This is a genomic window from Gammaproteobacteria bacterium (assembly GCA_016200485.1).
Classification (GTDB): Bacteria; Pseudomonadota; Gammaproteobacteria; order Tenderiales; family Tenderiaceae; genus JACQEP01.
The window spans coordinates 69,284-77,779 of the sequence record JACQEP010000001.1; the positions used below are offsets into that span (position 1 = coordinate 69,284).

At 54.4% G+C, this 8,496-nt stretch carries 11 protein-coding genes; 3 read left to right on the forward strand and 8 right to left on the reverse strand.

Translation table 11 applies throughout. From position 1 onward, the window contains the following. Positions 1 to 60: 60 nt before the first annotated feature. The 5 genes from HY272_00265 to HY272_00285 form a co-directional block, all read right to left on the reverse strand. Positions 61 to 669 (reverse strand): class I SAM-dependent methyltransferase, encoded by a 609-nt coding sequence (locus HY272_00265; GenBank protein MBI3771127.1) that lies wholly within the window; start codon positions 667 to 669, stop codon positions 61 to 63. An 84-nt stretch (positions 670 to 753) separates the two neighbouring features. Further along, positions 754 to 1,470 carry a phosphoribosylaminoimidazolesuccinocarboxamide synthase gene (gene purC / locus HY272_00270; GenBank protein ID MBI3771128.1) on the reverse strand — a complete coding sequence of 239 codons (717 nt, stop codon included), beginning with the start codon at positions 1,468 to 1,470 and terminating at the stop codon, positions 754 to 756. A gap of 116 nt (positions 1,471 to 1,586) precedes the next feature. Beyond that, positions 1,587 to 2,348: an MBL fold metallo-hydrolase gene (locus tag HY272_00275; GenBank protein ID MBI3771129.1), complete on the reverse strand. Its 762-nt coding sequence runs from the start codon at positions 2,346 to 2,348 to the stop codon at positions 1,587 to 1,589. A gap of 2 nt (positions 2,349 to 2,350) precedes the next feature. Then, positions 2,351 to 3,379, reverse strand: coding sequence for an outer membrane protein assembly factor BamC (gene bamC, locus HY272_00280; GenBank protein ID MBI3771130.1), 1,029 nt, complete (start codon positions 3,377 to 3,379; stop codon positions 2,351 to 2,353). Continuing rightward, positions 3,379 to 4,254, reverse strand: coding sequence for a 4-hydroxy-tetrahydrodipicolinate synthase (locus HY272_00285; protein ID MBI3771131.1), 876 nt, complete (start codon positions 4,252 to 4,254; stop codon positions 3,379 to 3,381). The genes bamC and HY272_00285 overlap by 1 nt, the downstream gene beginning before the upstream one ends. Positions 4,255 to 4,549: 295 nt before the next feature. On the opposite strand from HY272_00285, the gene HY272_00290 reads away from it, so the two are divergent. From HY272_00290 to HY272_00300, 3 genes are all read left to right on the forward strand, one after another. Further along, complete coding sequence (locus HY272_00290) at positions 4,550 to 5,080, forward strand: glycine cleavage system protein R (GenBank protein MBI3771132.1); 531 nt, start codon at positions 4,550 to 4,552, stop codon at positions 5,078 to 5,080. Positions 5,081 to 5,177: 97 nt separating this feature from the next. After that, positions 5,178 to 5,648 carry a peroxiredoxin gene (locus HY272_00295; GenBank protein MBI3771133.1) on the forward strand — a complete coding sequence of 157 codons (471 nt, stop codon included), beginning with the start codon at positions 5,178 to 5,180 and terminating at the stop codon, positions 5,646 to 5,648. Positions 5,649 to 5,705: 57 nt separating this feature from the next. After that, positions 5,706 to 7,106, forward strand: a complete 1,401-nt coding sequence (locus HY272_00300) for a PhoH family protein (protein MBI3771134.1) — start codon at positions 5,706 to 5,708, stop codon at positions 7,104 to 7,106. A 336-nt stretch (positions 7,107 to 7,442) separates the two neighbouring features. Here the strand turns inward: HY272_00300 and HY272_00305 are convergent, their stop codons facing one another. From HY272_00305 to HY272_00315, 3 genes are all read right to left on the reverse strand, one after another. Beyond that, positions 7,443 to 7,859, reverse strand: coding sequence for a hypothetical protein (locus HY272_00305; protein ID MBI3771135.1), 417 nt, complete (start codon positions 7,857 to 7,859; stop codon positions 7,443 to 7,445). A 42-nt stretch (positions 7,860 to 7,901) separates the two neighbouring features. After that, on the reverse strand, positions 7,902 to 8,225 hold the full coding sequence (locus HY272_00310; GenBank protein MBI3771136.1) for a hypothetical protein: 324 nt from the start codon (positions 8,223 to 8,225) through the stop codon (positions 7,902 to 7,904). Positions 8,226 to 8,250: 25 nt separating this feature from the next. Then, on the reverse strand, positions 8,251 to 8,496 hold a 246-nt coding region (locus HY272_00315; GenBank protein MBI3771137.1), incomplete at its 5' end, for a hypothetical protein.

The window sequence follows — 8,496 nt, forward strand, 5'->3', positions numbered from 1 at the left end:
TCGTGGAAAGCAAAAACTACCCGGAAATGGCTTTGTCTAGCGATAAGATCAGTTTTTTAGCTATTTCTGCGAAGGTCGACGCAAAATCAATCTCACCACGGCGCCCGGCCCGACGTGATATTTACCTTCGTTCAGTTCAACAACGCATTCTTCCAGCAGTTCGATCTCTGCGCCGCTGAAATCCTGCGCCAACAATTCGGCAGAAAACAAGGCATCGACATTGGGCGGACCGCCACTGCGATAATTCAGTTGGTTTTTGTTGAACGCTTCAAGAATTAATACACCGCCCGGTTTCAATGCCGCCAACATCGATGCATGCATCCGTGGCCGGATTACCGAGGGGAAATGCAGATAAATAGAAACAACAGCATCAAACTCCGATTGTGGCCACTGCCATTCAGTCAAATCCTGACACAGGGCCTGCAAGGGCACTCTGAATTGCACGGCCAACGCCTGCGCCCTGTTAACACCCGCCTGGGCATAATCAACGGTGGTAACGTCCAATCCCTGCTGCGCCAACCACATGCCATTCCGGCCTTCGCCATCACCCGCCACCAGCACCTTCATCCCTGGCTCCAAATGCTGGCATTGCGAAACCAAAAATTCATTTGGTTCTAGACCATAGGCCAAACCGTCTTCGGAGTAGCGTGCTTCCCAGAATTCTTTCATCTATGCTACCTACACTAAAAATCTCGCGTGAACCATTTACGAAAAAGCCACCCGAAGGTGGCTCTTGTTTGACATCAATTTACCCTACGCAGGCAATTCCACACCCAACCGCGCAGCGACTTCTTCATAGGCCTCAACCACGCCACCCAAGCCCTGGCGGAAGCGGTCTTTGTCGAGTTTTTTCCGGGTTTGCGCGTCCCACAGGCGGCAGCCATCGGGGCTGAATTCATCGCCCAAAATAATTTCGCCGTGGAAGCGGCCGAATTCGAGCTTGAAATCGACGAGCAACATACCGGCATCGGCGAACAGTTTTTTCAGCACATCATTCACCTTTAATGTCAGTGATTTCATGCGCGCCAGCTCCGCCTCAGTTGCCCAGCCAAAAGACAATACATGCGATTCATTAATCATTGGATCATGCAGCGCATCGTTCTTGAGGAAGAGTTCGAAGGTCGGCGGATTGAGTTCCTGGCCTTCGGTCACACCCAAACGCCGCACCAAGCTACCGGCAGCATAGTTACGCACTACGCACTCGACCGGCACCATCTGCAAAGTTTTCACCAGCGAATCGGTATCCGACAACAATTTTTCAAAATGCGTTGGCACACCGGCTTCGCGCAATTTGGTCATGATGAAGGCATTGAAGCAGTTATTAACCATGCCTTTGCGCGCGAGCTGTTCTTTTTTCTCGCCATCGAAGGCGCTGGTGTCATCGCGGAAGTGCATGATCATCAAATCGGGATGATCGGTGGTATACACCGATTTCGCTTTGCCCCGATACAGTTCTTTACCTTTTTGCATAGACAAATCCTTCACTTTTGATCTCAGCACTCACGGCCTGCTACTCCCCTCTCCCACGAGTGGGAGAGGGGACTTAAGATTTCTTTCTTAACTTAACAAGGAGAGGGAACTTGAATTCAAGCAATACTCCGCCAATCCAATCCTTCATCCTGCATTGCTACTTCAATCCACTCGGACTCACAACCCACTACTTGCGCCAGTGCTTGCTGCGCCAGACGCGGCGAGTTGTTTTCCTCGCTCAAATGCGCGGCTACTAGATGTTGCAGGCGGCCATGTTCCAACCGGCTCAGCAGTTCTGCCGCTTGTGCATTACTCAAGTGGCCGTGACGACCGCCGACGCGTTGTTTGAGCGAATACGGATAACGCCCGCCAATCAACATATCCAAATCGTGATTACATTCCAGCAACAATGCATCGCAGCCGCTCAATTGCGTTTCAATATGCGGTGTCCAGCACCCCACATCCGTCAACACCCCAAACCGGCGCTGCCCGTCGCTGAACACAAATTGCGCGGGCTCCCAGGCATCGTGCGGTACCGGGAAGGGTTGCACCTGAATATCACCGATAGAAAAAGCCTCGTGGCTATTGAACAAATGCAAGTACGGCAAGTGGGTTATTTTAGCGTGCCGGGCGGTGCCAGGGGTAGCGTAAACCGGAAGTTTGTAATGACGGGCCAGGCGCTCGACACCGCCGATATGGTCGCCGTGCTCGTGGGTGACGACAATGGCGCTGAGTTCCTCCGGCGTCCGCCCCAGGCGTGCCAGGCGGCGCCGGGTCTCGGTCAGTGAAAACCCGCAATCCAGCAGCACGGTCGTCCGCCCGGTTTCTATCAGGGTACCGTTGCCACGGCTACCGCTGCCGAGCGAGGCAAAACGCACGGTTATTTAATGAACTCCAGCAACCGATTCAACACTTGCGCAGCGACTGAATCTTCCACCGGCTGCCCATCCGACATAAGCACAACCAGCTTGCCCTCTTCCAGGCTCAGCACCAACTCCCGATCCTGAGTCACGTTCTTGGTCGTGGTGAGGAAAGTACCTTCTTCACGCGTACCCACAACCACCGGATAATTCACGCGATAACGGCTGGCGGCGGGTTGCGATTCGGTGACATTGATCGCGGCCCGATCCAGGGCCTGACCGACGCGGCGATACGCCCACTCCTTCGGCGCGCGAATCAGCATCACGGTACGCCCCTGCTGATGAACGATTTCATAGTGGGCATCCGTCACCTTGAACAATTGTTCCTGCGCGGTCGCTTCGTCCGCACCTAAAAACACCATCAAGCGTTTGAGTGTTTCCGCTTCCAGTTCGCGATCGGTTTCTGCCGGCATCCAGCGCACGGTTTCTTCGACGGCGACCTGCTGCATCCGCTGTTGCCCCAGAAACAGGGCGGTCGTCCCCGGTTCGGTGCCCGGCTCCAGCCGTACCCGGTATTTGACCTGGACTGCCTTGGCGAACAAGTTGCTGAAGACTTTCTTGAAGACGTTGGCTGACGGCTGCTCCGCCCCCGGCTCATGCCAATCCGTATCCAGAATCATCAAATTGGGCTGGGTTTCCTTCACCGCCGGGCCATAATCAGCGAAATAACGCTGCACCCGCGCCCAAACCACCTTCGGCTCGTCCTTGACCTGCAACCAGAGCACGGCACCATCGCGCTGGAGCGTTACCCCGCTGAGGTCTACGGCCTTGGCATCGGCGACCTTCGCTGCAACAGCCTCGGCTGGCGCTGGCGCCTTCTCCGGAATCTTGAGCGCATCCTGCTGCGGCGGCAGGGTCAAGCGTGGCGGCACTTCCAGCGGCGCCTCGGCCTGCGCTCCCTTGTAGGCCTGACGCTTCTCCTCGACGCTGCTGCAACCTGCCAGCACCACAGCCAGCGCGACGACCATCGCCTTACGACTCAGGCGCATCAGAGTATCCCTGCCTGGCGCATCGCCTGGCGTAGGATCTCATGATGCTTTTCTGACAATACCGTCAACGGCAGGCGAATACCCCGCTTGATCAGCCCCATCTCGCTCAGCACCCACTTGACCGGGATCGGATTGGCTTCCAGGAACAGGTCTCGATGCAGCGCCTGCAGTGGCGCATCCAGCGCCTCGGCCTTGGCCCGATTGCCCGCCAGCGCCGCCGCACACATCTCGTGCATGGCGCGTGGCACAACATTGGCCGTCACCGAGATCGTCCCCTTGCCGCCCAGAAGAATGAATTCACGGGTTGTGGCATCGTCACCGCTATAAAGATCCAACGAATCACCACACCGCTCAAGGATATCGCGGGCGCGATCCAGATTGCCGGTCGCCTCCTTGATCCCAATAATGTTGGAAATCTTCGCCAACCGCGCCACCGTCTCCGGCAACAGATCGCAGACGGTACGACCCGGTACGTTATAAAGAATCTGCGGAATCGCCACATCTTCGGCGATCTTCTTGAAATGCTGATACAAACCTTCCTGCGTCGGCTTGTTGTAATACGGGGTCACCAGCAGGCAGGCATCGGCCCCGCTCTTCATTGCGCTGCGGGTCAAATCAACTGCTTCGCGCGTGCAATTGGAACCGGTGCCGGCGATCACCGGCACCCGGCCACGGGCAAACAGTACAGTCTTGCGAATCACCTCGCAGTGTTCTTTTTCGTCCAGCGTGGGCGACTCGCCGGTGGTGCCGACCGAGACGATGGCATCGGTGCCGCTCTCAACATGGAATTCCACCAAGCGCTCCAGGGCCTCGTAATCGAGGGCGCCGTCATCCTGCATTGGCGTCACCAGCGCAACCATGCTGCCGCGAAACATAGACTCTTCTCCACTGCCTTAAAAAACGACCATGGTACTTGGCACCTGTGCCAATGACAAGCGCCGCCCCCGGGGGCGGAAGAGGGGCCCCACGACGGTGGGGATGGCCACTCCGAGGCGAAGAGCAGGGGCCCCGCACTAGCGGGGATGCGACCGCCGGCGGAGTGGCAATGACAAACCTGCAAACAACATGGAGCGGTAAAACAACACTGCGGGTGGCCGCTGGCCACCCGCCGCAATTCTGACGTATTATGTTAGAAAATAGTCCACCAAGAAGGGTAGCCTTATTTCCACCATGCTTAATTATTTAGTCCTGACTGCCGTCGGCAATGACCGACCCGGCATCGTCAACACATTGACCCGACATATTTTCGACTGCGGCTGTAACATTGAGGATAGCCGCATGACCATCCTCGGCGGCGAATTCGCCATCATCCTCCTGCTCTCAGGCAGCTGGAATGCCGTCGCCAAGGTTGAGAACACATTGCCGCGACTGGGCGACAGCCTGCAGCTCAACCTCTCATTCAAACGCACCGAACCCCGGCGGCCGCAGCCGAACATGCTCAGCTACCTGGTCGAGGCGCTGTCGATCGACCATCCGGGCATCGTCCATCGCGTCGCAGAATTTTTCTCCAGTCGCGCGATCAACATCGAAAACCTGAATACCGCTTCTTACAACGCCGCCCACACCGGCACTCCCATGTTCTCGATGAGCATGACCATCAACATCCCGGCCGATATCTCCATCGCCGCCTTGCGTGAACAATTTCTCGATTTCTGCGATGAAATGAATATGGACGGCATGATCGAACCGGTAAGGAGTTAACCGCCTGCTAAAAAATAGTTTATTGTTCCTTCTCCCTCAAGGAGAGGGAGTTTTCAGCACCTAATTAAACATTTCTCTGGTTGACAAGGAGTCGTACATGAGCACAGTAAGTCTAGATAAAGCCATCCCAGAGTTCACCGTCGCCGCCACCAGCGGCAAGACCATCACGCTGTCGCAACTCAAAGGCAAAAATGTCGTGCTGTATTTCTACCCAAAAGACAGCACCCCCGGTTGCACCCTCGAAGGCCAGGACTTCCGGGACAATTACAGCAAGTTCACCAAGCTCAATACCGAAATTTTTGGTATCTCGCGTGACGACCTCAAATCACATGAGAACTTCAAATGCAAACAGGAATTCCCTTTCGAACTCATCTCTGACGAAGACGAAGCACTCTGCAAATTGTTCGATGTGATAAAAATGAAAAACATGTACGGTAAAGAATCGCTCGGCATCGAACGTTCAACCTTCCTGATCGACACCAAAGGCGTACTCCGCCGCGAGTGGCGCAAGGTCAAAGTCGAAGCTCATGTCGAAGAAGTATTGTCGGCAGTGAAAGAACTTCCCTAAACTTTGCCGCTAACGAGCCGTAACTAATTATAAGGGACCTTCAAAGGGTAAAATTACATGCCAAGACGAGACAAGAGTTCCAAGCGGTTATTCGTCCTTGATACCAATGTGCTAATGCACGACCCCACTTGTCTCTACCGATTCCAGGAACACGACGTCTTTCTTCCCATGATCGTGCTGGAAGAGCTGGACAAGAACAAACGTGGCCACTCTGAAGTCGCCCGCAACGCCCGCCAGGCCAGCCGCGTCATGGAAGAATTAATTGCCGAAGCCGACAAGCGCGACATAGAAAAAGGCCTCAAGCTCCCCGAACCCGCCAACAGCTCCTTCGTCAGCGGCCGCGTCTTTTTCCAGACCCGGCATCTGTCGTACGAATTGCCGCCGAGCCTGCCCGGCAACATGCCCGACAACAACATCCTTGGCACCGCCCTGGCCCTGCAAACGCAGAAACATGGCGTGCAAGTCATCATCGTATCCAAAGACATCAATCTGCGCATCAAGGCCGCCGCACTGGGCATCATGGCGGAGGATTATCAAGACGACCAGGTACTCGATGACCTCAGCCTGCTTTATACCGGCAAAACCGCCCTCACCGAAGGCTTCTGGGACTCACACGCCAAACAACTCGCGTCCTGGAAAGAAGAAGGCAAAACCTTTTACAAAATCACCGGCGACGACCTGCGTGACTGGTATCCCAATCAGTTGATCTTCGATCCGAAGGATCCCAGCTTCGAAGCCGTCGTCCAGGAAACCAATCCCGGCAGCGCCATCCTCCGCATCTGCACCAACTATCGCCGCTCGCATCACACCGTGTGGGGTATCAACGCCCGCAACCTCGAGCAAAACTACGCCCTCAATCTGCTGATGGACCCGAATGTCGATTTCGTCAGCCTGCTCGGCAATGCCGGCACCGGCAAAACATTGTTAACGCTCGCCGCCGGTCTGGCACAAGTATTGGACGAACAGCGTTATCACGAAATCATCGTCACCCGCGCCACCGTACCGATGGGTGAAGACATCGGTTTCCTCCCCGGCACTGAAGAAGAAAAAATGGTGCCATGGATGGGCGCATTAATGGACAACATGGAAGTACTCTCCAGCGGCGATGGCGGCGCCTGGGGACGTGCCGCAACGAATGACCTGCTGCGCAACCGCATCAAGATTCATTCATTAAATTTCATGCGCGGCCGCACCTTCCTCAAGAAATTCGTCATCATCGACGAAGCGCAAAACCTGACTTCAAAACAAATGAAAGCACTCATCACCCGCGCCGGCCCCGGCACCAAAGTGGTATGCCTCGGCAACGTCGCCCAGATCGACACACCGTACCTCACCGAAACCACATCCGGTTTAACCTACGTCGTCGATCGCTTCAAACAATGGACCAACAGCGGACACATCACCCTCATCAGCGGTGAACGTTCACGCCTCGCGGACTTTGCGTCAGAAGCGCTCTAAGTAACTTTTCAAACCTGACTCCCCCTCCCACTTGTGGGAGAGGGGAAAAAATGTAGCCTGGGTTGAGCGGATTTTGCGAAACCCGGGTTTCGCTTCGTTCTACTCAGGCTATTTGCTTTTTGTTTTGTATGCCAGCATCCATACACCCATTTCACAGCAATTGTACGGCGCAATCCCTATTGCGCCGAATGTGGTGGTGACAGACAGATGCAGGCGCAGAGCCTTCAGTAATATTGGGATTTACATCCGGTGCAATGCCCTTCGGTTAGGGCCTGCCCCGTGAGCGTAGCGAATGCTTTGGGCATTGCACCCTGCAATCTCTCAAACAAACTCCCTTTAACCACAAACCTCGATCGAGTTTTCTTCACACCACTTCCTCAACGCTTTTTCCCCCGCTTGCGACTCAAACTCATGCCATTTATCTAAAAAATCCCGTCTTTCGAGCAGCGCCTTGAACTTTGAATACGCCCCCTTCATTCGAAAGATTGATTCAATCTCGCCAGCGTCATCGGGTAGATACTGATAGGCAAAATCAAAAATCAGCCGCTTTCCAATATCCAATTCGTTCTTATGAGGTAGTTCAATATATTTTTTGTCAGCAATATCTTCAGGCAATTCCTCGAAGTCACCACCGAAATCGGAATGCCAATATATCTTTCCCGTTTCCTTATCCAGAAACGCTTGGCACTCGCCCACTTGGGCAAAACTCACAAACTCAAATGCTTCCAGAATATCTTCGAAATTTATGGCCATCGCACAGCCCTCCGCCAGCCAGCACCGCGATCAAAACGCGGCTTACCTCTTGGGATCGATTTCAATGACATTGCCCGATCTCTTGACCGATTGCTTTGATTCCTTCAACTTCTCAAGCAAATGAGGCGATACATTCCATCGCTGACCATCCTCCGTCAACACCGTAACCGTTTTTTTATTGTATTTGACCAATACCCCAACCACCTCGTCACGGCCAGGAGGGCGAAAACATACTTTCTCGCCGACACTAAACTCCAGCATTTCAGAGTGCGCCCGCATCGACTCCAAGAACTTCAACCTTTCCACAACTCTATGATTCAGGTCGATCAGCTCTTTCTCAGTCAACCTATCAATGTCAATTTTCATATTCAATGACCTCGGCTATGATCATTCACACATAGTTCGGCTTGTAGGTCGGGTTAGCGTAGCGTAACCCGACGCTGACGGTGAAACGTCGAGTTACGGTGCAAACACCGCACCTAACCCGACCTACAGACTGCGTGGTAGCCAGTTCCATACGGTCGAGCTGGCGCTGATAATCGGCGCGGGTGCCCGATTTCGCTTTGCTGGCATTGGCGGGAAGTTTGACGCCATCGATGGCAAACATCTCGCGTCCAATCAAGCCTTGGCGGTCGCA

Coding starts and splice junctions, on each gene's coding strand:
- HY272_00305 (MBI3771135.1), bottom strand. CDS start 7,859: ATGGCCATAAATTTCGAAGATATTCTGGAAGCATTTGAGTTTGTGAGT.
- HY272_00265 (MBI3771127.1), bottom strand. CDS start 669: ATGAAAGAATTCTGGGAAGCACGCTACTCCGAAGACGGTTTGGCCTAT.
- purC (MBI3771128.1), bottom strand. CDS start 1,470: ATGCAAAAAGGTAAAGAACTGTATCGGGGCAAAGCGAAATCGGTGTAT.
- HY272_00285 (MBI3771131.1), bottom strand. CDS start 4,254: ATGTTTCGCGGCAGCATGGTTGCGCTGGTGACGCCAATGCAGGATGAC.
- HY272_00300 (MBI3771134.1), top strand. CDS start 5,706: ATGCCAAGACGAGACAAGAGTTCCAAGCGGTTATTCGTCCTTGATACC.
- HY272_00290 (MBI3771132.1), top strand. CDS start 4,550: ATGCTTAATTATTTAGTCCTGACTGCCGTCGGCAATGACCGACCCGGC.
- HY272_00295 (MBI3771133.1), top strand. CDS start 5,178: ATGAGCACAGTAAGTCTAGATAAAGCCATCCCAGAGTTCACCGTCGCC.
- bamC (MBI3771130.1), bottom strand. CDS start 3,379: ATGCGCCTGAGTCGTAAGGCGATGGTCGTCGCGCTGGCTGTGGTGCTG.
- HY272_00310 (MBI3771136.1), bottom strand. CDS start 8,225: ATGAAAATTGACATTGATAGGTTGACTGAGAAAGAGCTGATCGACCTG.